This is a genomic window from Streptomyces afghaniensis, from assembly GCF_044327915.1.
In the GTDB taxonomy this organism is placed as follows: Bacteria; Actinomycetota; Actinomycetes; order Streptomycetales; family Streptomycetaceae; genus Streptomyces; species Streptomyces afghaniensis.
Genome location: NZ_JBIRGJ010000013.1, coordinates 110,348 through 134,490 on the forward strand (window position 1 = coordinate 110,348; position 24,143 = coordinate 134,490).

Here is a 24,143-nt window from a genome sequence, read left to right on the forward strand (position 1 = left end):
GTCGAGGGGGAGTGACATGAAGATCGTGATACCCGGCGGGACCGGGCAGGTCGGTACGGTCCTGAAGCGCGCGCTGAGCGCGGCCGGACATGACGTCGTGGTGCTGAGCCGGCACGCACGGCAGCAGGGTGAAGTGCACTGGGACGGCGCGACCCCGGGGCCGTGGGCGGGGGAGATCGACGGCAGCGACGTCGTGGTCAACCTGGCCGGCCGGAGCGTGAACTGCCGCTACACCCCCGCCAACCTCCGGGAGATGATGGACTCACGGGTCAACTCCGCCCGGGTCGTGGGCGAGGCGATCGCAGCAGCGGCCCGGCCGCCCCGGGTCTGGCTCCAGATGAGCACCGCGACCGTCTACGCCCACTGTCACGACGCGCCCAACGACGAGGCCACCGGCGTGATCGGCGGCACCGAACCCGACGCCCCCGGCTACTGGGCCTACAGCGTCGACATCGCCAAGGCCTGGGAGCGGGAGCAGGAGACGGCCGGTACTCCGCACACCCGGAAGGTGGCTCTGCGCGCCGCCATGGTGATGAGCCCGGACCGTGGCGGCGTCTTCGACGTCCTGCTGCGGCTGGCCCGGCTGGGTCTCGGCGGCCCCGTCGCCGGCGGCGCACAGTACGTGTCGTGGATCCACGACCAGGACTTCGTCCGGGCGGTCGAGTTCCTCGTCGCCCGGGACGACATCACGGGGCCGGTCAATCTGGCCGCTCCCGGGCCCCTGCCGCACCGCGACTTCATGCGCGCCCTGCGGACCGCGTGGGGTGTCCCGGTCGGCCTGCCCGCGACGCGCTGGATGGCCGAGGCCGGCGCCTTCGTCCTGCGCTCGGACACCGAACTGCTGCTGAAGAGCCGCCGCGTCGTCCCCGGCCGCCTCCTGGACGCGGGCTTCACCTTCGATCATCCGGACTGGCCGGCAGCCGCGGACGACCTCGTACGGCGGCTCCGTAGCCGTGAGGTGAGGTGAGCCGGGGTCAGCTCCGCCTCTTGCCCTGCTCCAGGGCCTTGCCGGTCATGTCGGTGACCTGTCCGGCCGGGGGCGCGTCCGCCTCCACCTCGGTGCCGAAGTCGGTGAAGTCCATGACCGTGCGCACCGTGACCTTCTGCGGCGCGGACGAGGCGTCGGTGGAGGACCGCTCCGTCGACCCCGGTGCGGCCTTGAGCGTCATGTCGATCTGCTGACGGCGCATGCGGCCCTCCTCGTCGAGCCACACGTCCATGGGGAGCGTCGGGCCGACCTGCTGCCGCAGCGCGTCACCGCCCGGCAGCTTCGCGACGTCGACGGAGACGCGGTAGCGCGTCGTCTCGACGCCGTCGATCGTGGCCGTGCCCTTCTCGGTGACGTCCTTGTCGGTGATCGCCTTCGCGTACGCCGCTGACTGCGCCGGGTCGCTCATGGACCGGTCGCCCGCGCCCTGCTGTGCGGAGACCTTCCCCAGGTCGATCTTGATCCAGGGCTTGCCGCCCGGCGCCTGACCGTTCGGCATCTTCTGGTACAGCACCTGATCGACCACGCGCTGCTCGATCCGCTGCCCCTGCACCGTGAGCGTCATGACGCTGTCGCCGTCGTCCAGATCCACGGCGCCCTGTCCGTTCGCGGTCTCCGAGGCGCCCTTTGCCGAGGTCCGCACGTGCAGCCTCACCTTGGCGGTGTCCTCCTCGGCCGTCCTGTCGTAGGCCGAGCGCACCGCCTGCGTGCCCTGCTCCTGGGCGTTGCCCTCCGCGGAGGAACCCCGTGCGCCGTCACCCGTGCCGTCATCGTCGCCGCAGCCGGCCAGCACCGTGCCGGCCAGCACACCGGCGACGCCTAAAGCACAGATCTTCCTGCCGTTCCCTGCCCTGCCCATCGAACCAGCTCCTCTCAGGTGTGGTGCGACCCAAGTGCCCATGCCGGGCATGAACACACGTATGTGCTCGAAGAGTTGGTTTCCGGGAGGCCCTGGTGCCGCCGGGTACTGCCGGTGCGGTCGGCGCGGCCCGGTCAGCGGCGGCCGCGGAGCTTCCCCAGCAGCCGCTGGGCCTGGGCCCGTTTGCGGGGATCGGCGGCGGCCCGCCGTGCCTGCTCGACGGCCCGCCGCCCCTGCGGGCTCCGGGCGAACTGCTTGATGCGGTTCAGGATGCCGGCCATGGTGCACTTCCCTCGTGTTCTGACGTCGTCTTGCCTGTAGCTCGCTTACCCCTCCGACGAGGTGCTCAGCCCTTCGCCGACCCGGACGGTGCGCGACCGAACGTGTTTGCCGCGGGAGTCAGAGGCAAGTCGGAGTCCATGACCGAAGAGAACAAGCGCACGAATCAGAAGCCGACCACCATACGGGCGACGGAGTCCAAGGCCCGCCGCACGGCGGACAAGGCGACCGCGCCGGCGACCCGGGCCGCGAAGGGAGCGACCACCAAGGCCGGTGACGCGGCGTCAGCCGTCAAGGCCGGCGCCGAGCGCTCCGCCGAGACGACGACGGCGGCCGTGCAGACCGCGGCCAGGAGTGTCGAGGCGGGCCGCCAGGCGGTCGTCGCGGCCTCGGGCCACGTCGCCGCCTCGGCGAAGACGGCCTGGACGGTGATCGCTCACCGCAAGGCCGTCGCCGCGGGCGTCGGGGCCGGCCTGACCGTCCTGAGCGCCGCGTCCTACGCGGTGGGACGCCGCTCGGAACGCCACACGCACGGCCCGCTCACCCGGCTCACCGGCGGGCGGATCTGACCCGGGGCACCCGAGGCGAGGGCGCCCGGCAGGACGCCCACCAGGCCGGAAGGCGGCGCCGCGTACCACCGGGACGCCCGGTGATACGCGGCGCCGCCTCTTCGTGGTGCGTCGCCCGGTCCGGCGGTTCGCCGCGTGGCCTGACGCACATCCGGCACTCACAGCGGTGCCCCTCTCGCGCGTCACGGCTGTGACGAGGAAGGATGAGTGCGCAAGCGAAGGATCACACCCATGTGGAGGAGCGGGCCCATGCAGCACGAGCGAGCGGGCAGTCCGGCCGGTCCCGAAGATCTCGTCGACGTCGCTCGGCTGGTCACCGCGTACTACGCGCTCCATCCCGACCTGGACGACCCGGGGCAGCGCGTCACGTTCGGGACCTCCGGACATCGCGGGACCTCACTGGCCGGCGCGTTCAACGACGACCACATCGCCGCGACCAGTCAGGCCATCTGCGAGTACCGCGCGGCCCAGGGCACCGACGGCCCGCTGTTCCTGGGGGCCGACACCCACGCCCTGTCGGAGCCCGCGCGGGTCACCGCGCTGGAGGTGTTCGCCGCCAACGAGGTGACGGTGCTGATCGACGAGGCGGACGGCTACACACCGACCCCGGCCGTCTCGCACGCCATCCTCACCCACAACCGAGGCCGCAGCACCGGTCTCGCGGACGGCGTCGTCGTCACCCCGTCCCACAACCCGCCCGCCGACGGAGGGTTCAAGTACAACCCGCCCAGCGGCGGCCCCGCCGCCTCCGACGCGACCTCCTGGATCCAGGACCGGGCGAACGAGATCATCCGCGGCGGCCTGAAGGACGTACGGCGCATCCCCCACGCCCGGGCCCTCGCCGCGGCGACCACCGGCCGCTACGACTTCCTGGGCGCCTACGTCACCGACCTGCCCGGCGTCCTCGACCTGGACGCGGTCCGTGCGGCCGGGGTGCGCATCGGGGCGGACCCGCTGGGCGGGGCGTCCGTCGCCTACTGGGGCCGGATCGCCGAGCAGCACGGCCTCGACCTCACCGTGGTCAACCCGCACACCGACCCCACCTGGCGTTTCATGACGCTGGACTGGGACGGCAAGATCCGCATGGACTGTTCGTCGCCGTACGCGATGGCCTCCCTCATCGGGCAGCGCGACCGCTTCGACGTCGCCACCGGCAACGACGCCGACGCCGACCGGCACGGCATCGTCACCCCCGACGCGGGCCTGATGAACCCCAACCACTACCTCGCCGTCGCCATCTCCTACCTGTACTCCCACCGCGACCGCTGGCCGGCCGCCGCCGGTGTCGGCAAGACCCTGGTGTCCTCCGCCATGATCGACCGGGTCGCCGCCGACCTGGGCCGCGAACTGGCCGAGGTGCCTGTCGGGTTCAAGTGGTTCGTGGACGGGCTGGTAGACGGCACCATCGGCTTCGGCGGGGAGGAGTCGGCCGGGGCGTCCTTCCTGCGCCGGGACGGCTCCGTCTGGACCACCGACAAGGACGGCATCATCCTGGCACTGCTCGCCTCCGAGATCACGGCGGTCACCGGGAAGACCCCCTCTGAGCACTACGCCGCGCTGACAGCCCGCTTCGGCGAACCGGCGTACGCGCGGATCGACGCCCCGGCGTCCCGCGAGGAGAAGGCCCTGCTCGCCAAGCTGTCCCCGGCCCAGGTCAGCGCGGACACCCTGGCCGGGGACGCGGTCACGGCGGTGCTCACCGAAGCCCCCGGAAACGGCGCACCCATCGGCGGCATCAAGGTGACCACCGACAACGCCTGGTTCGCGGCCCGCCCCTCGGGCACCGAGGACGTCTACAAGATCTACGCCGAGTCGTTCCGCGGCCCCGACCACCTCCGCCAGGTCCAGGAGGAGGCGAAGACCGTGGTGCTGACGGCACTTTCGGCCTGAGCACCGGAACGGGCCGGCCCGAGCACCGGAACGGGCCGGCCCGAGGTCCGGTGAGGGACGGCCCGGCGTCTCGACGTACCGGCTGGTCGGCGCGTACCGCGATACAGGACACTGGAGGAAGATCCGACCCGGGAAGGACCGTCACGTGATCATCTTCGGCACCAAGGGGTACCTGTACCAGCTGGCGATACTGACGCTGGTCTGCGGCCAGTGCGGCAACCCCGCCGCGCACACGCTCAGGAAGCGCGTCACGAAGTTCACGCTGTTCTTCGTGCCGCTGTTCCCGATCTCGACGAAGTACCTCACGCAGTGCACCTTCTGCGGTGCGGAACAGAAGGTGACCAAGGAACAGGCGGAGCAGTTGCAGGCCCAGAGCGCGAGCGGCGACGGCGGCCAGACGTACGGGCAGCCACAGCAGCAACACCGGTTCTGAGACCGGCCGGGCTTCCCGGGGCGGGGGAGGTGCTCACCCGGTCGTGAGCACCTCGTCCGCCAGGCCCAGGCGCCGCCGGAAGGCGTCGCGCCCCTGCTCCGTCAGCCGCACGACGCGGGAGCCGTCGCCGGGCACGAGCCAGGACGCCTCCAGCGCGCGGTGGAACAGGGCAGCGGCCACAGCGCCCGCCAGGTGCGGGCGCTGTTCCGTCCAGTCCAGGCAGGTGCGCACATGCGGACGGCCCGCCGCCCCCGCCGCTCCGTACGTGATTCCGAGGCCCGACAGCCATGCCGCGCCGGACGCGGTGAGCGCCGGGCCGGACTCCCAGGACAACAGCCCGCGAGCGGTCATGGCATCGGTCATCGCCACGGCGAGGGAGCCGCCGAGATGGTCGTAGCAGACACGGGCGAAGCCGACGGCCCGGTGCCGGCGGGCAGCGGTGAGGGAACGGACCGGGACCAGCCGGCGGGGCGCCCTGGCCGCCAGCGCCTCGACCATCTCCGCGATGCCGGGGTCCGCCAGACGCACATGGCGGTGCCGTCCCCGGCGTTCCTCCGCCAGCAGGCCACCGGCCACCAGCCGGTTCAGATGGCTCGTGGCCGTGGACGGCGCGACACCGGCCAGGCGGGCCACCTCGGAGGCCGTCCAGGCACGGCCGTCGAGCAGGGCGAGGCAGATCGCGGCGCGCGTGCGATCGGCCAGCAGCGCCGCCAGTGAGGCGAGATCAGGTTCTTCGGCATGAACGTCGGGGCTGGTCACCGACCGATTGTCCCCGGCCGACACTTCGACGGGCATCGAAACGTCCCACCCGTAGCGTCCTGGCCCATGACGACCGACACCCACCGAGTGATCCGGCCGAGCGTCCTCTACTTCGGCACGCCCGTCGTGCTGCTGACCACCGAGAACGACGACGGCACCTGCAATCTCGCCCCGATCTCCTCCGCCTGGGCCCTGGGACAGCACATCGTCCTGGGCATCGGCAGCGAGAGCCGGACCGTGCGCAACCTCGCCGAACGCCCGGAACTCGTGATCAACGTCGCCTCGCCCGAGCTGTGGGAGCACGTGGAACGCCTCGCACCGCTCACCGGGGCCGACCCGGTGCCCGAGGCCAAGCGGGCGCTGTACCGCTACGAGCCGGACAAGTTCGCCGCGGCTGGCCTCACCCCGGTCGCCGCCGACCTCGTGAGGCCACCGCGGGTCGCCGAGTGCGCCCTCCAGCTGGAGGCACGGGCCGCCGCGCTGACGCCCGGCGGGGCGGGCCTCTTCTTCAGCGTCGAGTGCGAGGTCCTGCGCGTCCACGCCGCCGACCGCGTCGTCGTACCCGGCACCCACCACATCGACCCGGCCGTCTGGAGCCCGCTCATCTACAACTTCCGCCACTACCACGGCCTGGCTCCCGAGGTCGGCCACGGCTTCCGCTCCCAGACGGCCAGGGCCACCGCCCCTGCCGTCTGACCCGCCCGCACCGCGCCTTTCGCCGGACGGCACCGAACCGTGTGGGAACCGGAAGATCCCGGGTACTCGTCCGCCACGGGCCCGGACCTGTGTGTGGGCCGATGGGCCTCCAGCAGTCGATCAGGAAAACGGAGGCATACAGATGAGCACCGTCAAGGAAACCGTGGAAGTCGACGTCCCCCTCCACACCGCCTACAACCAGTGGACCCAGTTCGAGGAGTTTCCGAACTTCATGGAGGGCGTCGAGGAGGTAAGGCAGCTCGACGACCGTCACAACCACTGGACCACCAAGATCGCCGGAGTACGGCGCGAGTTCGACACCGAGATCGTCGACCAGCTGCCCGACGAGCGCGTCACCTGGCGCACGACCAGCGGAGACACCAACCAGAAGGGCTCGGTCCGCTTCGAGCGCGTCGACGACACCCACACCCGCGTGGAGCTCGTGCTGGACGTCGAGCCCAGTGGAGCCGTGGAGAAGGCCGGGGACATGCTCGGAACGATCGACCGGCGGGTCAAGGGCGACATGAAGCGCTTCAAGCAGTACATCGAGGAGCGCGGAGCCGAGTCCGGCGCCTGGCGCGGCCGTATCCAGCCCGGCGGCGGCACCGGCCCCACCCCCCTCTGAGCGCAGGGCCCCGCTCACTCGGACCCGGCCTCCACCACAGACCTGGTGGAGGCCGGGTTCTTTTGTGCCCGGGTCCCGTCACGCCCGGGTCCCGGCATCCCCGGTCCCGGCGTCCCCGTGTCCCCGACGCGGGGAACATGTGGCGTTTCGGTCGTCTCGGTGACATGCACCTGTCCAAATCGGTCTCCCGGTGGCACGCTGCCCTCTGGTTCGCAGTGACACCCCTGCCTGACCGGGTGGATGAGCCCCGCCGCCCGGCCCCCACAGCAGAAGGAGACCGCGTGACAGGCATACCCCGTAGCCTTCGCCCCTCCGGCAGCGGCACCCGTGTTCCTCGCACCGTCCTCGGCGCACTCGCCGGCGTCGCCGCACTGCTGGCGACCGGCGTCACGGCCACACCGGCGAGCGCCGCGCCCGACCCCGGTGCGGTGGCGCCCTCGGCGCGGGAACGCGCCCTCGCCTTCTGGACCCCGCAGCGGATGCGCGAGGCCACCCCGCTCGACGTCCTGTCCGTCGACCGTTCCGACGTGCGGGCCGCGGCGCCCCGCAAGGGCAAGGCGACCGTCGTGGCACCCAGTACGCCCGCCGCCGATCCGGGCCCCCTGGCGATCCCGCACGGCGGCGGCCCCTGGACCGGGGGCGGCGCGGTGACCAAGACCGCCGGACGGGTGTTCTTCACCTACCAGGGCCGCACCGCCTCCTGCTCCGGCAACGCCGTCACCAGCGCCAACAAGAGCACCGTGATCACGGCGGGCCACTGCGTGAAGCTGGAGGGAGCCTGGCACACCAACTGGGTGTTCGCGCCCGGCTACCACGACGGACAGACCCCGTACGGCAAGTGGACGGCGGCCAAGACCCTCTCCACACCGCAGTGGACCGCCAGTGAGGACATCAACTACGACATCGGCGCGGCCGTGGTCGCCCCGCTGGACGGAAAGAAACTGACCGACGTCGTCGGCGGCCAGGGCCTGGCCTTCAACACCGGCTACAACAAGGCCATGTACGCCTTCGGCTTCCCTGCCGCCGCCCCCTACGACGGCGAGAAGTTCATCTACTGCAGCGGCACCACCTACCGTGACTTCCTGCTCTCCAGCGACCACGGCCTGACCTGCGACATGACCGGCGGCTCCAGCGGCGGCCCGTGGTTCACCCGGTTCGACGAGGCCACCGGGACTGGGCTGCAGTCCTCGGTGAACAGCTTCAAGTACAACTTCCTGCCCAACGCCATGTACGGCCCGTACTTCGGCGCGGACGCACAGAACCTGTACCAGAGCGCCCAGTCGTCCTGACCCACAGGCCGGCCGGGAGCCGGGCCCTCCTCGGGACGGTGGGGGAGGACCCGGCTCCGGCGCGTCGCCGCGCGGACGACGAACACGTCGCGCTGACCTGACCGACCTGTTCGCCTACGCCGACGGGCCGGATCCTCCTGGAACTGGTCCGCTCGGGTTCAGCCGGTCGCCTCGGCGAGCAGCCCCACCTGTTCGAGTCCCGACGCCGCGGGCACGAAGATGAGTTCGTCACAGCCGGCCGCGGCGAACGAGTCGGCGTACGACCTCACCATCTCCGCACTCACCGCGGCACTCGCCGCGATCTGCGCGGCGGCGTCGCCGAGGAAGCCGTAGTAGTGCTGGAGATAGCCGTCCGCGTGCGCCCGGGCGTCCGGGCCGAGCGCGAAGTACGCCAGCGCCAGCTTGCGCGGCGCGCCGGTACGCCCCGCCTCCTTCCACGCGGCATCGACGCCGGCCGAAGCCTCCGCGAACATCTCCGGCGTACCGCCGCCCATGATCCAGCCGTCGGCCAGCCGGGCCACCCGCCGGAAACTGACCGGGCCCGACCCGCCCAGGACGAGTTCGGGACCGCCCTCGCGTACGGGCTCCGGCCCGATCGCACCGGCGAGCCCCCGCTCCTCGCCCGACCAGACCCGTTTCATCTCCGTCAGTTGTTCCTCCAGCCGGCGCCCCCTGCCCTCGGTGGACAGACCGCTCGCGGCGAAGTCGTCGTCACGCCCGCCCAGGCCCACGCCGAGCACGAACCGCCCCCCGGAGAGCCGGTCGACCGAGGCCGCCTGCTTCGCCAGCAGCGCGCTGTTCGTGTACAGCGGCCCCAGCAGCACACTCGTCGTCAGCCGGATCCGGCTGGTGACCGCCGCGGCCGCACTCAGCGCGACCAGTTCCTCGTACCCCGGGTAGACCAGCCGCCCGATCGTCCCGAGCGTGCTGAACCCCGCCTCCTCGGCCCGCCGGGCCCACTCCACGAGAACCGAACCCTCGGTCCCGGGAACCGTGTTGGGAAGGCCTATACCGATGTCCATGTCCGCCTCCGGTCTTGAGAGGAGGAGCGCCTACCCATCCGGTGCCGGGCGAACCGGATGTGACGTACTGATGGCGGAGTGAGGGATTCGCGACCGTCCTGCGGACCTGGCACTCGTTCGGACTCAACTCCCCGGAGCCCGGCCCCAGGCCGTGGTCACGGTCGAGCCGGACCGCCTGACCCTGGTGTTCCGCCGGAAGCCGACACCGGCACAGCCGACGAGCGACAACCCGTCCCAGGCGGTGATCACGCCGGAACCGGGTCCGGACACAACGCCCGCCCCGTCCGGCAGTTGACGCCTGGCGTCAGCGCCACCGGAACGGGGACACACCGGCTGCCCCTCCCACTCACCAACCCTTCGCACCCGCCCCGGGCATCACCTGCACCGGCGATTCTCGGACGCCTGCCGCCGTACACCGCGTGTCGCCCGCCCGGCAGGTCCACACTGGGACCCATGCGCGTGGTGATCATGACTGCTGGATCGCGCGGCGATGTCGCGCCGTACACCGGGCTTGGAGCGGCGCTGGCGCGGAGCGGGCACGAGGTCACGCTTGTCACCCACGGCCTGTTCGAGCCGCTGGCCGCCGGTTCCGGGGTGCGCTTCCAGCCGACTCCGGTCGACCCGCACGCCGTGTCGCACTCCGACCGCGGCCGCAGCCTGCACGCCAGCACCACCGGGCTCGGCAAGCTGCTGCGCGCGGCGTCGATGGCACGGTCCGCGGCCGAGGAGATGACCGACGCCCTGGTCCGGGCGGCCCGCGGCGCGAACGTCGTCCTGGCCGCCGGTGCCGTGGCACCGCTCGGCCTCGCCATCGCCGAGGGCCTGGCCCTGCCGAGCCTGGGACTGTTCCTCCAACCCCAGCATCCGACACGCGAGTTCGGTGCGCCCATGCTCGGCGGACGCTCGCTCGGCGCCGTGGGCAACCGCCTGGGCGGAGTGGCCGTCGCCACCGCCATCGACCGGGTCTTCACCCAGGCCATGCGCCGGCTGCGCACCCGGCACGGCATGACCCTTCCCGGCACGGCCGCGCTCCGCCGGGCCCATGAGCGGGCGCGGTGGCCCGTGCTGCACGGATTCAGCGAACTGGTGGTGCCGCGCCCCCGGGACTGGCGGCCGGGACTGGAGATCGCCGGGTACTGGTGGCCGTACGACCCCCGCACGCTGCCCCGGGAGTTGGAGGAGTTCCTCGCCGCCGGACCCGCCCCTGTCTTCGTCGGGCTGGGCAGCGCCACCGTGCCGGACCCCGAGCGCCTCAGCGGCGAGATCGTGCGCGCCCTGCGCGCGGCGGGACTGCGCGGCGTGATCCAGCAGGGGTGGGCGGGCCTCGCCGCCGAGGCCGACGATGTGATCACGGTCGGCGACGTGCCGCACGCGCCGCTGTTTCCCCGTATGGCCGCCGTCGTCCACCACGCCGGGGCCGGCACCACCGCCGCCGTCCTGCGCGCGGGCGTCCCCACCGTGCCGGTGCCCGTGCAGTTCGACGGCGGCTTCTGGGCGGCCCGTCTCGTCGCGCTGGGCACCGCGCCCGGCGCCGTCCCGCTGCGCCGCCTCACCGCCGAGGCCCTCGCCCCCGCCCTGCGCCGCGCCACGAGCGACCCCGCCCACCGCCACCGCGCCCAGGCCCTGGCACGCCGGCTGGCCCAGGAGGACGGCGTGGCACCGGTCCTGGCCGCGCTCGACCGGCTCTCCCCGTGACCGCTCACCCTCGCCCCATGACCGGTCGCCCTCGCCCCGTGACCGATCACCGGCTCACGTCAGCGGCACCGTCGACCCCCTGATCACCACCCGGCAGGGCAGCGCCTCGACTCCCGACCGCCGCGTGCCGGCGATCGCCGTGAACAGGGCGTGCGCCGCCGCGCGGCCGACCTGTTCGAGGTTCATGTCGACACTGGTGAGCGGTGGCCGGGAAGCCGACGTCAGGACCCGCCAGTTGTCGAAGCCCATCACCGCCACGTCCCCCGGCACCCGTCGACCGCGCTCGCGCAGCACGTCCATCACGCCCCGGGCGATCTGGTCGCTGCCGCACAGCACGGCGTCCACGTCCGGGTGCCGGTCGAGCAGCATCGCCGTGGCCGCCCGGCCCCAGCCCTCCGACCACGCCCCGAAGGCCGGCTCGCCGGCCAGCGCCAGTCCGGCGTCGGCGAGCGCGGCCCGGGCACCCGCGGCCCGCTCCTGCGCCGCGGCGTACCCGGGGTCACCGGTGATGTGCGCGATCCGGGTACGGCCGCAGGCCAGCAGATGGTCCACCGCGAGACGGCCGGCACCCACGCTGTCCGGGACGATGGACAGATCCTCCGGATCCTCCGACGGCGCGTACGCGTAGACGACGGGGACGGGCAGCTCGCGGCCCAGGGACGGACGCGGATCGGTCCGGCTGCCGACCACGATGAGGCCGTCGACCCGGCGCCCCAGCAACGCGCGGACATGGTGCTGTTCGCGGATCGCGTCCCCCCGCGCGTCACACAGGAACACCGCGACCTCGCCCGCTCCGAAGGCGTCCTCGGCACCCATCAGTATCGGGATGCTGAACCGGCCCTCCAGGTCGCTGGTGAGCAGCCCCACCGTGCCCGTCCGCCCGGCCAGCAGGCCCCGGGCCACTTGGTTGGGCCGGAACGCCAGCCGCTCGGCCGCCTCGATGACGCGCTGTCTGGTCTCCGCCCGCACCTGGCTGCGGCCGTTGAGAGCCTTGGACGCCGTGGCGATCGACACGCCCGCCAGCCGGGCGACGTCGCTGAGCGTGGCGGGCTGCGAACGAGCGGGGCGGGTGGCCTCTGCCATGAGAGTTCTCCTGTCTCGTCTCGCGTCACACACTACGCGAGGCGTTTCGGTCAAGAGGCTCTCAGTGGTTTCGGTGATGGGCCAAGAGCCGTCTGCTACAGGGGGATTGACGGGTGGTGAGTCGAGTCCTAGCGTCTCAGAAAGCCTTTTCGGTTTCTTTCCGCCGCTCAGCTCAGTGCCACCACAGCCATCGTCCCGACCGGCAGGCCCGCGCACGGTCCGCCGCGACACGAGGGGATCGACCATGGGGAGCACGGCCGGACCACGTGGACACCTGCGCCGCCTTGTCACCGGCATCACCGCGCTGCTCGCCGCCGCGAGCCTGATGACGGCCTGCGGGTCGGGGGGCGACGGCTCGGGCGGAGGGGGAGGAGGGGGAGCGGTGGATGCCAAGGGTGTCGACGACGGCACGAAGCTGACGATGTGGACGCGTGCGGCGACCCGGCCGCAGAGCGAGGCCCTGGTCGAGGCGTACAACACGAGCCACAAGAACAAGATCGAGCTGACCGTCGTCCCCACCGACGACTACCAGGCCAAGGTCGGCGCGGCGGCCGGATCCAAGGACCTGCCCGACCTGTTCGCCTCCGACGTCGTGTTCGTGCCCAACTACACCTCCAGCGGCCTCTTCGCCGACCTCACCGAGCGCATCGACGCCCTGCCCTTCGCCGAGCACCTCGCCCAGTCGCACATCAAGGCCGGCACGTACGAGGACAAGAAGCACGTGGTCCCGCACACCCTCGACCTGTCGGTGCTCTTCTACAACAAGGACCTCTACCGGAAGGCGAAGCTCGACCCCGACAAGCCGCCCGCCACCCTGCGCGAGTGGGACCGGCAGGCCCGGGCCGTGGACGCTCTGGGCGGCGGTGTCGACGGCACCTTCTTCGGCGGCAACTGCGGCGGCTGCGGCGTCTTCACCTGGTGGCCGTCGATCTGGGCCGCCGGCGAGGACGTCCTGAACGAGGAGGGCACCGAGGCGAACCTCGCCTCCGGCACCGCGAAGAAGGTCTACGACACCTACCGCGGCTGGGTACGGGACGGCATCGTCGCCCCAGGCGCGCGCGACGAGACGGGCACGACCTGGACCGGCGTCTTCCCCAAGGGCAAGGTCGGCGTGATGCCCATGCCGTCCACCACACTCGGGCTCATGCCCGCGGACCTGGACCTCGGCGTCGCACCCATCCCCGGACCCGACGGCGGCAGGTCCACCTTCGTCGGCGGCGATGCCATCGGCATCTCCGCCACCAGCGAGTCGGCCGACCAGGCCTGGAACTTCCTCGCCTGGTCCCTGGGCGACAAGGCCCAGGTCGACGTGGTCGCCGCGAACAAGGACGTGGTGGCCCGCACCGACCTCGCGTCCAACGAGCACTCCGAGGCCGACCCACGGCTGGTCACCATCAACCGACTCGTCGCCCACGGCCGTACCCCGTACGCCCTGAAGTTCGGCCAGACCTTCAACGACCCCAACGGGCCCTGGCTGACCCTCATGCGGGGCGCCGTCTTCGGTGACGGGACGTCCGTCGCGAAGGACAACGAGGCGGTCACCGCCTCCCTGGCCGACTGAGCGCCCGGCCCCGCCCCTCCCACGTCGCACGGCAGAGGAGAGCCATGCAGGTCAAGGCGCCCGACCGAACGGCCGCCGAGCCCCGAACGCCACCACACCGCCCGCCCCCGGCCGCTGCCCCGCCCTGGTGGCGGTCCCGCACGGCCCAGGGCCTCGCCTACGCGGCCCCCACGGCCGTCTTCGTCGCCGTCTTCTTCCTGCTGCCCCTGCTGCTCGTCGGGCAGATGTCGCTCAGCGACTGGCCGCTGCTGGCGGGCGACCGCGGCCTCAACGCCCCCGAGAACTACACCGACATCACCGGCAGCACCCTGTTCTGGCCCGCGATCCGCTTCACCCTGCTCTACACCGTGATCGTCACGGCAGTACTCCTCGCACTGGCGCTGGGCCTCGCCCTGCTCGTGCAGGAATCCCGGCCCGGAGCGGGCTTCTTCCGCACGGTCTACTTCCTGCCCAGCGCCCTCGGACTGGCCTCCGCCTCCCTGCTGTTCTGGGGCCTGTACAGCCCCACCACCGGCCCTCTCAGCCGCCTGCTGGAGAAACTCGGCCTGGTCGACGACCCGGTGTCCTTCCTCGGCAGCCCGACCTCGGCCCTGTTGTCGACGGTCTTCCTCATCGTCTGGAAGTTCGCCGGGTTCTACATGCTGATCCTGCTTGTCGGTCTCCAGCGCATCCCGCACGAGGTGTACGAGGCGGCCCGGATGGACGGCGCGAGCCGCGGCCAGATCTTCCGCTCGATCACCCTGCCGCTGCTGCGGCCCTCCCTCGCCCTGTGCCTGCTGCTGTGCGTGACCGGTTCGCTGCTCGCCTTCGACCAGTTCTTCATCCTCACCAAGGGCGGACCGGACAACAGCACCGTCACCGTCGTCCAGTTGATCTACCGGGAGGCCTTCCAGCGGCTGGACCTCGGTACCGCGGCCGCCCTGTCGATCGTCGTCCTGGCCGTGCTGCTCCTGCTGAACGCCCTGCAGTTCCGCGGCCTGCGCCACACCGACGACTCATGACCACCGCCGCACCCAGAAGGGACACCACGGTGCTCACCCGCGCCCTCGGCCGCACGCCCCACTACGTCGTCGCCACGAGCCTCGCCGTCATCTTCCTCTTCCCCCTGCTGTGGAACGCCTGGGCGTCGGTCAGCGGCCAGCCCGGCACCGGCCAGCAGTCCGGCTACGGCCTCGGCAACTACCGGACGCTGCTCGACTACGACGCGGGTCTGTGGCGGTACCTCCTCAACAGCACCATCGTCTCGGCACTGACCGTCGCCCTGACCCTCGGCGTGTCCCTGCTCGGCGGCTACGCCTTCGCCCGCTTCGACTTCCCCGGCAGGAACCTGCTGTTCCTGCTCACCCTGGCCATCCTCATGGTCCCGTACGCCACGCTCCTCATCCCCCTCTACGTCCTGCTGGGCAGGCTCCACCTGGAGAACTCGCTGATCGGGCTGAGCCTGGTCCTCGCCATGTTCCAACTGCCGTTCGCCACCTTCATGATGCGGATCTCCTTCGAGGCGGTGCCCCGCGAACTGGAGGAGTCGGCACTGGTCGACGGCTGCGGTACTGCGGGCGCGCTGCGCCGGGTCCTGCTCCCGGCGGTGCGGCCGGGGCTCATCACGGTGGGCCTCTTCGCTTTCCTCGCCGCCTGGAACGACTTCATCGCACCGCTGATCCTCATCTCCGACAGCGAGAAGGCACCGCTGCCCCTGGCCGTCGCCAACCTGCGGCAGCAGAGCATGGGCGCCGTCGACTACGGCGCGACCGAGGCGGGCGTGATGGTCCTCGCCATGCCCTGCCTGCTGCTGTTCCTGCTCCTGCAACGGCACTACATCAGGGGCTTCATGTCCGGCGCGCTCAAGGGCTGAAGCGCAGGGAATCCGACCATGACCGAAGGGACGTACCGAAGGCATGAACCGGTGAAGGGGAACACGGCACACTCGCCCGTCCTGCCCGTGGCACCGACCCGCGGCCGGCTGCGCCCGCTCGGCCTCGACGAGGTCAGAATCACCGGGGGTTTCTGGGCCCGGCGCCGCCACACCAACGCGACCGCGACGCTCGGGCACTGCCGGGACTGGATGGAACGCGAGGGCTGGACCGGCAACTTCCGCGCCGTCGCCGAGGGCCGGATCCAACGCGACCGGCGCGGGCGGGAGTTCGCCGACTCCGAGATCTACAAGCTGCTCGAAGCCATGGCGTGGGAGGGCGCCGCGTACGACGCGGATGTCACCGCCCTCACCGAGGTGATCGCCCCCGCCCAGGACCCGGACGGCTACCTGAACACCGCCTTCGGCCGCCCCGGACAGCAGCCCCGCTACAGCGACCTCGAATGGGGCCACGAACTTTACTGTCATGGGCACCTCATACAGGCGGGGGTCGCCCAGGCCCGTTCCCGGGGCGAGGGCGAGCTGACGAAGATCGCCCGCCGGGCCGCCGACCACGTCTGCGCCACCTTCGGCCCGGGCGGGAACCCGGGCATCTGCGGACACCCGGAGATCGAGACGTCCCTCGTGGAACTCGCCCGGCTGACAGGGGAGCAGCGCTACCTCGACCAGGCCGCACTCTTCATCGACCGGCGCGGCCACGGCACCCTCGCCGACATCGAGTTCGGCCGCGCCTACTACCAGGACGACATGCCCGTCCGCAGGGCCGGCGTCCTGCGCGGCCACGCCGTCCGCGCCCTCTACCTCGCGGCCGGCGCCGTCGACGTGGCCGTGGAGACGGGCGACGACGACCTGCTCGCCGCCGTCGTACGGCAGTGGGAGGCCACGGTCGCCCGGCGCACCCATCTGACCGGCGGAATGGGCTCGCACCACCGCGACGAGTCCTTCGGCGACGACTTCGTCCTGCCACCGGACCGCGCCTACTCCGAGACCTGCGCCGGCGTCGCCTCCGTGCTGCTCGCCTGGCGGCTGCTGCTCGCCACCGGCGAACCGCGCTTCGCGGACCTGGCCGAGCGGACCCTGTTCAACGTGGTCGCCACGTCCCCGTCCGAGGACGGCCGGGCCTTCTTCTACGCCAACACCCTGCACCGCCGCCACCGCGGCACCAGGCCCCCGACCGACCGCGTCAGCCCGCGCGCCGACTCCGGCCTGCGCGCCCCCTGGTTCGCCGTGTCGTGCTGCCCGACCAATGTGGCGCGCACCCTCGCCCAGCTGCCCGCGTACCTGGCGACCGCCGACGACGACGGTGTTCAGCTGCACCAGTACGCCGACGCGGAGCTCGCCACCACCCTGGCCCACGGGCAGGGCGTCGCGCTGCGGGTCCGTACTGACTACCCGTCCGGCGGGACCGTCGCCGTGCGGATCAGCCGCTCTCCGGCCCGCCCCTGGACCCTGTCCCTGCGCGTCCCCGCGTGGACGGCGGGCGCGACCGCCTGGCTGGTCGACCCGGACGGGCAACGCCGTACGGCCGCCCCGGGCACGGCGCGGCTCACCCGGATCTTCCGGCCCGGCGACGAGATACGCCTCGAACTGCCGGTCGCCCCGCGCTGGATCCGGTCCGACCCGCGTATCGACGCGATCCGCGGCACCCTGGCCGTCCAGCGCGGACCGCTCGTCTACTGCGCCGAGTCCACCGACCTGCCGGACGGACACGACGTGGACGCAGTCCGTGTGGACCCGTCCGCCGCACCGGAGGACGGGCCGGACGGCACGGTCCTCGCCCCCGGCGAACTCACCGCACCCGCCGACCCGCACGACACCGCATGGCCGTACCGCCCGCTCGGCCCATCCACCGCACCGACGGCCGACCGCACGGGGATCACGCTCGTCCCGTACCACTCCTGGGCGAACCGCGGCCCCTCGACCATGCGCGTGTGGCTGCCGACCACCCAGTCCCCGACCACGCCCCCGCCCCCGACGACGCCCACCCGGAGGTAGTCGTGCCCGCCCCGCGAAGACGGCACCACCGCGGCGCCCTGGCCGCAGCTCTGACCCTGGGCCTGCTGGCCCCGATCGCCGCGACCACCCCGGCAGCGGCGGACAATTCAGCGATCGGCTACCCGGTCTACTCGGGCACGGACGTCCCCGTGCCCGCCCTCCCGGCCGGCTTCACCGTCCACCGCACCCTGCGCGCCCAGTACGAGGCCGACCGGAAAGCCGGGGACGGCACCGACTTCTGGATGGACCGGATGCTGGCCCGCAAGGGCGAGGACCCGGCGGGCGACTGGCTGTTCACCCGGGGACGGGCCGTGTTCATGAAGGAACACGACCCCGCGAGGCTCGGTTTCGCGGGCAAGGTCGCCTACTGGGAGAGCATCGACAACCGCTCCGCGTACACGCTCACCCTGAACGCCGACGGCGAGAACCTCACTCTCCGGGAGGACACCGGCGCCCGCACCCAGACGCCCAGCTACTGGCGCAGCGAGTTCACGCACGAGGCCACCGGCCTGAAGGTGACGCAGACCAAGTTCATCACCGACGCCAACGTCGCCGTCACGAACGTGGCCCTCACCAACACGGGTCCGCAGCGCCGCGAGGTACGGCTGCGCGCCACGTCCCCGTACGCGACGACCGCCGAGGGCCGGGAGCTCACCGGCGCCGTGCCCGCGAAGAACAACCTCACGACCGTCTTCCCCCGCCTCAGTGGCGACGGCTTCACCCCCGCCGACGACGACTCCCTGACGCGCACCCTGACCCTGCCCGCGGGCCGGACCCTCACCACCAAGGTCCAACTCGGCTTCGTCACCGAGGAGATCACCGGCTCCCGGCCCGAGTACGACGCGGTGCGCACCGCCTCCCCGGCCACGGCCTTCCGCCGGCACGTGCAGACGTACAACCGCTGGTGGGCCGAGAACCTGCCCTACCTCGACCTCCCCGACGACAACATCGAGAAGACGCTGTACTACCGCTGGTGGCTGCTGCGCTACAACTACCTCGACGCCGACATCCCGGGCAACGACTACCAGTTCCCCACCTCCATGGAGGGCGTGCTCGGCTACAACAACGCGATCGCCCTGACGGTGGGCATGTTCGTCGACGACCTGAAGTACCTGCGCGACCCGGCCTACTCCTACGGACCGTGGGTGTCCGCCGGGGAGGTCTCGAAGAACGGCAAGTACACCGACAACCCCGGCGACCCGGAGAACTGGTCCAACAGCTACACCCAGTACATCTCCGAGGCGGCCTGGCGCTCCTACCAGATGCACGGCGGCCCGGACGGCATCGTGCGCAACCTCGCGCGCTACGCGGAGCAGGACGTCCGCGGCCAGTTGGAGAACTACGACGAGGACGGCAACGGCCTGATCGAGTACGACTGGGGCGCCATGACCGGCAACGACGCCGACGCGGTGTCGTTCGACTGGAAGCCCGGGAACCTGGACCGCGCCGAATCCGCGTACGTCCACAGCAACGCGACAGCGGCGGCCCGCGCGTACGAACTCCTCGGCGAGAAGGCGAAGGCCGACGAGATGCGCGCGACGGCGAACCGCGTGCGGAAGGCCGTCCTCGAACACCTCTGGGACCCGGAAGACAAGCTGCTCAAGCACCGGCACGTCGACAGCGACACCCTCGTGCCCTGGAAGGAGATCAACAACTACTACCCGTACAGCGTGGGCCTGATGCCCACCCCGGACGAAGACCCGCAGTACCTCGAAGCGCTGCGGCTGTGGGCGGACGCCGAGCAGTACCCGGTCTTCCCGTTCTTCACCGCCAACCAGGCCGACAAGGAGGAGGCGGCGGAGCAGGGGCACCCGGGGAGCAACAACTTCTCCGTCATCAACTCCACCGTGACCTTCCGGTTCCTCTCCTCGGTGCTGCGGAAGTACCCGAACAAGTACATCGACAGCACCTGGTACAAGAAACTGCTGTCCTGGAACGCCTGGGCCCACTACATCGACGGTGACAACCGGTGGCCCGACCAGAACGAGTTCTGGGCCGACGGCAGCGCCGACCCGCAGAAGATCGGCTACCGCTCCTGGATCCACCACACCATCCTCGGCACCACCAACTGGACGGTCATCGAGGACGCGATGGGCTTCCGGCCGCGCACCGACCGGCAGATCGAGCTGTGGCCGATCGACGTCGACTGGCCGCACTTCGCCGTCACCGACATCAACTACCGCGGCACCGACGTGGCCGTCCTGTGGGACGAACCGGGTGACGGGAAACGGCCGTACGGCCGCCAGGTCCCCGAGGGCTACTCCGTCTACCTCGACGGAAAGCTCGCCTTCACCGCCGACCGCCTCGCCCACCTCGTCTACGACCCCGCCACCCGCAAGGTCACCTTCCCCGACGGAGGAGGAGCCAAGGCGAAAACCACCGACCTGCGTACGACGGTCGCGAATCCACAGGACGTCACCTACAGCCCGAAGGACCGCGTCACCGACCTGTTCGCCAAGGCAGGCCGCGACCTCACCGGCAGAGCCGGGGACAACCTCGCCGCCGTCGCCACCGCCCGTGCCTCCCACAAGGCCGACGGCCACGGCGTGGCCGGTGCCGTCGACGGCTTCACCGTCAACGAGCCCTACTGGGGCGCCCGCGGCTCGGGCAACGCCGAGGACTGGTACGAGCTCGACTTCGGCCGCACACGCACGGTCGACGACGTCCGGCTCCACTTCTACAGCGACAAACGGCCCGGCGGATACGCCGAACCGGCCCTCTACACCGTGCAGTACCAGGACGGGAACGGCCACTGGCGCGACGTGACCGGCCCCGCCAAGTCACCGCCGTATCCGCGCGCCAACCTCAACGATGTGCGCTTCAAGCCGGTGACCACGGACAAGCTGCGGGTGCTGCTGCGCCACCGCGACGGCCACACCAGCGGCCTGAAGGAGATCCAGGCCTACGACACCGGCACGCGCCCGCCGGCGGCCCGCAACCGGCCTCCCTACGTCGAGGCCTGGCGGGACCCGACGTACACCCGCCCGGGTCAGGTGAGGCTCACCGGCATCGTCGAGGACGACGGACTGCCGCAGCGCACCCTCTCCGCCTCCTGGAAGGCGGCCGACGGCCCGGACGGCGCCGCCGTCATCTTCGACGACCCGCGCGCCCCCAGCACCGTCGCCCGGTTCACCGAGGCAGGCACGTACACCCTCGAACTCACCGCCGCCGACGGCGCGTCGACATCGACGAAGCGGGTCGTGGTGAAGGTCGAGAAACCCGGCGACGGCCAGGTGAACCTGGCACCGTCCGCGACCCCCACCGCGTCCTACACCTCCGGCTGGGAGTCGGTGAACGCGATCAACGACGGCCGTGAACCCGCCTCGTCATCCGACGCACCGCGCTGGGGCAGCTGGCCGCAGAAGGACACCCAGTGGGTGCAGTACACCTGGGACGACCCGGTCCGCGTGGCCGGCTCCGACCTGTACTTCTTCCGCGACGCGCAGCCCGGCGCGGCCGACGGCGTGGGCGTGCCCGCGTCCTGGGTCATCGAGTACCGCGACGGCGACACCTGGCGCGAGGTCCCCGGCCCCAGCGGCTACGGCACCGCCGAGGACCGCTACAACCGGACCACCTTCACGCCGGTCACCACGACCGCGCTGCGGGCGAAGCTCACCGGCCATCCGAACCTCGCCCTCGGCGTCCAGGAGTGGAAGGTCTACGCGGAGACACCGGAGTCGGTACGCGAGACCCACATCCCCACCCCGCGCGGCACCGTCCCCGACCTGCCCGGGCAGGTGACGCTGGTGTACGCCGACGGCTCCACGGCGCTCTCGCCCGTGGCCTGGCCGGCGCTGACCGAGGAACAGGTCGCCGAGGGCGGCACCAGCGTGACGATCACCGGCCTCGCCGACCGCACCGCGCAGCCGGTCACCGCCACCGTGTGGGTACGGCACACCGGCGCGGTGGAGATCACCAGCGTCGCCGAGGAACGCGTCACCACCCGCCCGGGCACGCCCCCCGCGCTTCCCGCCACGGTGGTCGCCACCTACAACGACGGCTCCAAGGACAGCCGGATCAAGGTGACCTGGGACCCGGTGGACCCGGACCAGTACGCCGGTCCCGGAACCTTCGGGGTCGGGGGAACCGTGCAGGACACCTCGCACCGCGCCACGGCCACGGTCACCGTGACCCCGCCCGCATGACCCGGAGGGCATCTCCCCGCCCGCTGACGACCGATGACGATCGGAGTGCGCCATGCCCCAGCCACCCACCCGGCGCCGCGTGCTGAGCCTGACCGCCGGCGCCGCGGCCACCCCGCTCATCGCCTCCGGGCCCCTGGCCCAGGCCGCCCACGCCGCCCCGGCCACCTCCACGGCCGAGGCCGCCGCAGGCGCCGAGGCCGCGGGGATCACCGGGGGAGCAGTGCCCGCCCGGCCTGCCTGGCCGGTGCGGCCCTTCGCCCTGCACGAGGTCAGCCTCGGCGCCGGGGTCTTCCGCGCCAAGCGCGACCTGATGCTCGACTACGCCCGGGCGTACCCGGCCGACCGCATCCTCGCGGTCTTCCGCGCCAACGCCGGGCTCGACACACGCGGCGCACGGCCACCGGGCGGCTGGGAGACGGCCGACGGCAACCTGCGCGGCCACTACGGCGGCCACTTCCTCACCCTCGTCTCCCAGGCGTACGCCGACACACGCGAGGCCGCGCTCAAAACCAAGCTCGACCACCTCGTCACGGCCCTCGGCGAATGCCAGCAGGCCCTCGCCGACCACGGCACCCCGAAGCCCAGCCACCCCGGCTACCTGGCGGCCTACCCGGAGACCCAGTTCATCCTCCTGGAGAGTTACACGACGTACCCCACCATCTGGGCGCCGTACTACACCTGCCACAAGATCATGCGCGGCCTCCTGGACGCCCACACCCTGGCCGGCAACGCACAGGCGCTGACCATCGCCGCGAAGATGGGCGACTGGGTGCACAGCCGGCTGGGCCACCTCCCCGAAGCCCAGCTGGAGCGCATGTGGTCGATCTACATCGCCGGTGAGTACGGCGGCATGAACGAGGTCATGACGGACCTGTACGCCCTCACCGGCCGGGAGGAACACCTCGCCGCCGCCCGCTGCTTCGACAACACCACGCTCCTGAAGGCCTGCGCCGAGGACCGCGACATCCTGGAGGGCAGACACGCCAACCAGCACATCCCGCAGTTCACCGGCTACCTCCGGCTGTTCGACCACACGGGGGAGGAGAGTTACGCCGCCGCGGCCCGCAACTTCTGGGGCATGGTCACGGGCCCCCGCACGTACGCCCTGGGCGGCACCGGACAGGGCGAGATGTTCCGCGCCCGCGGTGCCATCGCGGCCACCCTCGACGACAAGAACGCCGAGACCTGCGCGACGTACAACATGCTCAAGCTGAGCCGACAGCTCTTCTGCCACGACCCGGACCCCGCCTACATGGACTACTACGAGCGGGGCCTGACCAACCACATCCTCGCCTCCCGCCGGGACACCCCCAGTACCGACAGCCCCGAGGTCACCTACTTCGTGGGCATGGGCCCGGGCGTACACCGCCAGTTCGGCAACACCGGTACCTGCTGCGGCGGAACGGGCATGGAGAACCACACCAAGTACCAGGACTCCGTCTACTTCCGCTCCGCCGACGGCAACGCCCTCTACGTCAACCTGTACCTGGCTTCCACCCTGCGCTGGCCGGAACGCGGCCTGGTCATCGAGCAGACCAGCGACTACCCGGCCGAGGGCGTCCGCACCCTGACGTTCCGCGAGGGCGGCGGCCGGCTCGCCCTGAAACTCCGCATCCCGTCCTGGGCCACGGCAGGCGTCACCGTCACGGTCAACGGAGCCCCGCACCGGGCCGAAGCCGAACCCGGCACCTACCTCACCCTGAACAGGAACTGGCGCCGAGGCGACCGCGTCCGCATCTCGACGCCCTACCGCCTGCGCATCGAACGCGCCCTGGACGACCCGACCGTCCAGTCACTGTTCTACGGCCCGCTCCTGCTGACCGCCCAGAGCCCGGAACAGCAGTTCCGCACCTTCTCCTTCTACAAGGACTTCACCCTCCGCGGCGACCTGGCCGACGCGATCAAACCCACGGCCCGCCCCCTGCACTTCACCACGCACGACCTGACCCTCGCCCCCTTCCACATCGGCAACGACGCTCCCTACCACGCCTACTTCACCCGCTCCGAACCCGTGATCGTGTTCGGCACCTCGGACTCGGGCGTGCCCAACCGCGCCCGCCACGACGGCCGGACCTTCCTCGATGTCCTCTGGCAGCAAGCCCCCTTCCCCACCTCCGCGCATTTCGTACGCTCCGTACGTACCCTCGCGGGCCGCTGGCTGTCCGAGAACCTGTTCATCCGCTCCGAACACGACCGCGTCGTCGCGGCGGCGAACCAGGCGGACCTGCGACGCTGAGCGCCGGGCAACGGGTCAGGTCCGCTCCCGAGCGCTCCGAAATCGCCAAATCCGGACTGAAAGTCGTCTAGACCACTCTTGGAGTCTTGAACGCGCCAGTCCGGGTCTGCTTGGGTTGCGGACCAATGGCCGCCGGTGGGCGGCGTCTT

General features: G+C 71.6%; 19 protein-coding genes. 14 read left to right on the forward strand and 5 right to left on the reverse strand.

Features of this window, described 5'->3' with window-relative positions; genetic code table 11:
- The first annotated feature begins 16 nt into the window (after window positions 1-16).
- On the forward strand, window positions 17-967 hold the full coding sequence (locus ACH4G3_RS40475) for a TIGR01777 family oxidoreductase (RefSeq protein WP_397629156.1): 951 nt from the start codon (window positions 17-19) through the stop codon (window positions 965-967).
- Between the two features lie 7 nt (window positions 968-974).
- Here the strand turns inward: ACH4G3_RS40475 and ACH4G3_RS40480 are convergent, their stop codons facing one another.
- Window positions 975-1,847 carry an SCO4651 family lipoprotein gene (locus tag ACH4G3_RS40480; protein ID WP_397629157.1) on the reverse strand — a complete coding sequence of 291 codons (873 nt, stop codon included), beginning with the start codon at window positions 1,845-1,847 and terminating at the stop codon, window positions 975-977.
- Window positions 1,848-1,981: 134 nt separating this feature from the next.
- Entirely contained in the window at window positions 1,982-2,128 is a 147-nt protein-coding gene (locus ACH4G3_RS40485) for a hypothetical protein (RefSeq protein ID WP_274813646.1), read from the reverse strand.
- Window positions 2,129-2,266: 138 nt separating this feature from the next.
- Between ACH4G3_RS40485 and ACH4G3_RS40490 the strand changes: the two genes are divergently transcribed.
- From ACH4G3_RS40490 to ACH4G3_RS40500, 3 genes are all read left to right on the forward strand, one after another.
- Window positions 2,267-2,695, forward strand: coding sequence for a hypothetical protein (locus tag ACH4G3_RS40490; RefSeq protein ID WP_397629158.1), 429 nt, complete (start codon window positions 2,267-2,269; stop codon window positions 2,693-2,695).
- Between the two features lie 249 nt (window positions 2,696-2,944).
- Window positions 2,945-4,585 carry a phosphoglucomutase (alpha-D-glucose-1,6-bisphosphate-dependent) gene (gene pgm, locus ACH4G3_RS40495; protein ID WP_397629159.1) on the forward strand — a complete coding sequence of 547 codons (1,641 nt, stop codon included), beginning with the start codon at window positions 2,945-2,947 and terminating at the stop codon, window positions 4,583-4,585.
- A 145-nt stretch (window positions 4,586-4,730) separates the two neighbouring features.
- The gene (locus tag ACH4G3_RS40500; RefSeq protein ID WP_086602067.1) at window positions 4,731-5,018 is read left to right on the forward strand and encodes a zinc-ribbon domain-containing protein; all 288 of its coding nucleotides are present in this window, start codon (window positions 4,731-4,733) and stop codon (window positions 5,016-5,018) included.
- A gap of 33 nt (window positions 5,019-5,051) precedes the next feature.
- On the opposite strand, the gene ACH4G3_RS40505 is transcribed toward ACH4G3_RS40500, so the two are convergent.
- Entirely contained in the window at window positions 5,052-5,777 is a 726-nt protein-coding gene (locus tag ACH4G3_RS40505; RefSeq protein WP_397629160.1) for an ArsR/SmtB family transcription factor, read from the reverse strand.
- A gap of 66 nt (window positions 5,778-5,843) precedes the next feature.
- On the opposite strand from ACH4G3_RS40505, the gene ACH4G3_RS40510 reads away from it, so the two are divergent.
- From ACH4G3_RS40510 to ACH4G3_RS40520, 3 genes are all read left to right on the forward strand, one after another.
- Window positions 5,844-6,473, forward strand: a complete 630-nt coding sequence (locus ACH4G3_RS40510; RefSeq protein ID WP_397629161.1) for a flavin reductase family protein — start codon at window positions 5,844-5,846, stop codon at window positions 6,471-6,473.
- A 142-nt stretch (window positions 6,474-6,615) separates the two neighbouring features.
- The gene (locus ACH4G3_RS40515; protein WP_397629162.1) at window positions 6,616-7,098 is read left to right on the forward strand and encodes an SRPBCC family protein; all 483 of its coding nucleotides are present in this window, start codon (window positions 6,616-6,618) and stop codon (window positions 7,096-7,098) included.
- Between the two features lie 281 nt (window positions 7,099-7,379).
- Window positions 7,380-8,387 (forward strand): trypsin-like serine peptidase, encoded by a 1,008-nt coding sequence (locus ACH4G3_RS40520; RefSeq protein ID WP_397629163.1) that lies wholly within the window; start codon window positions 7,380-7,382, stop codon window positions 8,385-8,387.
- 158 nt (window positions 8,388-8,545) lie between these two features.
- Here ACH4G3_RS40520 and ACH4G3_RS40525 read toward each other — a convergent pair whose 3' ends face one another.
- A complete protein-coding gene (locus ACH4G3_RS40525) occupies window positions 8,546-9,409 on the reverse strand; it encodes an LLM class flavin-dependent oxidoreductase (protein WP_397629164.1) in 864 nt (287 codons plus the stop codon).
- 453 nt (window positions 9,410-9,862) lie between these two features.
- Between ACH4G3_RS40525 and ACH4G3_RS40530 the strand changes: the two genes are divergently transcribed.
- Window positions 9,863-11,104: a glycosyltransferase gene (locus tag ACH4G3_RS40530; protein ID WP_397629165.1), complete on the forward strand. Its 1,242-nt coding sequence runs from the start codon at window positions 9,863-9,865 to the stop codon at window positions 11,102-11,104.
- A gap of 54 nt (window positions 11,105-11,158) precedes the next feature.
- Here the strand turns inward: ACH4G3_RS40530 and ACH4G3_RS40535 are convergent, their stop codons facing one another.
- A complete protein-coding gene (locus ACH4G3_RS40535; protein ID WP_397629166.1) occupies window positions 11,159-12,187 on the reverse strand; it encodes a LacI family DNA-binding transcriptional regulator in 1,029 nt (342 codons plus the stop codon).
- Between the two features lie 244 nt (window positions 12,188-12,431).
- Here ACH4G3_RS40535 and ACH4G3_RS40540 point away from each other — a divergent pair, with 244 nt between their 5' ends.
- Genes ACH4G3_RS40540 through ACH4G3_RS40565 form a run of 6 tightly spaced genes read left to right on the forward strand, consistent with a single transcriptional unit; the run spans window position 12,432 to window position 23,994 of the window.
- Window positions 12,432-13,748, forward strand: coding sequence for an ABC transporter substrate-binding protein (locus tag ACH4G3_RS40540; protein WP_397629167.1), 1,317 nt, complete (start codon window positions 12,432-12,434; stop codon window positions 13,746-13,748).
- Window positions 13,749-13,792: 44 nt separating this feature from the next.
- On the forward strand, window positions 13,793-14,749 hold the full coding sequence (locus ACH4G3_RS40545) for a carbohydrate ABC transporter permease (RefSeq protein ID WP_397629168.1): 957 nt from the start codon (window positions 13,793-13,795) through the stop codon (window positions 14,747-14,749).
- A 29-nt stretch (window positions 14,750-14,778) separates the two neighbouring features.
- Complete coding sequence (locus ACH4G3_RS40550) at window positions 14,779-15,600, forward strand: carbohydrate ABC transporter permease (protein ID WP_397629276.1); 822 nt, start codon at window positions 14,779-14,781, stop codon at window positions 15,598-15,600.
- A gap of 18 nt (window positions 15,601-15,618) precedes the next feature.
- Window positions 15,619-17,613: a glycoside hydrolase family 127 protein gene (locus tag ACH4G3_RS40555; protein ID WP_397629169.1), complete on the forward strand. Its 1,995-nt coding sequence runs from the start codon at window positions 15,619-15,621 to the stop codon at window positions 17,611-17,613.
- Entirely contained in the window at window positions 17,550-21,758 is a 4,209-nt protein-coding gene (locus ACH4G3_RS40560; protein WP_397629170.1) for an Ig-like domain-containing protein, read from the forward strand. The genes ACH4G3_RS40555 and ACH4G3_RS40560 overlap by 64 nt, the downstream gene beginning before the upstream one ends.
- Before the next feature lie 52 nt (window positions 21,759-21,810).
- Window positions 21,811-23,994, forward strand: a complete 2,184-nt coding sequence (locus ACH4G3_RS40565; protein WP_397629171.1) for a glycoside hydrolase family 127 protein — start codon at window positions 21,811-21,813, stop codon at window positions 23,992-23,994.
- Window positions 23,995-24,143 lie beyond the last annotated feature (149 nt).

Coding starts and splice junctions, on each gene's coding strand:
- ACH4G3_RS40475 (WP_397629156.1), top strand. CDS start 17: ATGAAGATCGTGATACCCGGCGGGACCGGGCAGGTCGGTACGGTCCTG.
- ACH4G3_RS40480 (WP_397629157.1), bottom strand. CDS start 1,847: ATGGGCAGGGCAGGGAACGGCAGGAAGATCTGTGCTTTAGGCGTCGCC.
- ACH4G3_RS40485 (WP_274813646.1), bottom strand. CDS start 2,128: ATGGCCGGCATCCTGAACCGCATCAAGCAGTTCGCCCGGAGCCCGCAG.
- ACH4G3_RS40490 (WP_397629158.1), top strand. CDS start 2,267: ATGACCGAAGAGAACAAGCGCACGAATCAGAAGCCGACCACCATACGG.
- pgm (WP_397629159.1), top strand. CDS start 2,945: ATGCAGCACGAGCGAGCGGGCAGTCCGGCCGGTCCCGAAGATCTCGTC.
- ACH4G3_RS40510 (WP_397629161.1), top strand. CDS start 5,844: ATGACGACCGACACCCACCGAGTGATCCGGCCGAGCGTCCTCTACTTC.
- ACH4G3_RS40515 (WP_397629162.1), top strand. CDS start 6,616: ATGAGCACCGTCAAGGAAACCGTGGAAGTCGACGTCCCCCTCCACACC.
- ACH4G3_RS40525 (WP_397629164.1), bottom strand. CDS start 9,409: ATGGACATCGGTATAGGCCTTCCCAACACGGTTCCCGGGACCGAGGGT.
- ACH4G3_RS40530 (WP_397629165.1), top strand. CDS start 9,863: ATGCGCGTGGTGATCATGACTGCTGGATCGCGCGGCGATGTCGCGCCG.
- ACH4G3_RS40535 (WP_397629166.1), bottom strand. CDS start 12,187: ATGGCAGAGGCCACCCGCCCCGCTCGTTCGCAGCCCGCCACGCTCAGC.
- ACH4G3_RS40540 (WP_397629167.1), top strand. CDS start 12,432: ATGGGGAGCACGGCCGGACCACGTGGACACCTGCGCCGCCTTGTCACC.
- ACH4G3_RS40545 (WP_397629168.1), top strand. CDS start 13,793: ATGCAGGTCAAGGCGCCCGACCGAACGGCCGCCGAGCCCCGAACGCCA.
- ACH4G3_RS40555 (WP_397629169.1), top strand. CDS start 15,619: ATGACCGAAGGGACGTACCGAAGGCATGAACCGGTGAAGGGGAACACG.
- ACH4G3_RS40565 (WP_397629171.1), top strand. CDS start 21,811: ATGCCCCAGCCACCCACCCGGCGCCGCGTGCTGAGCCTGACCGCCGGC.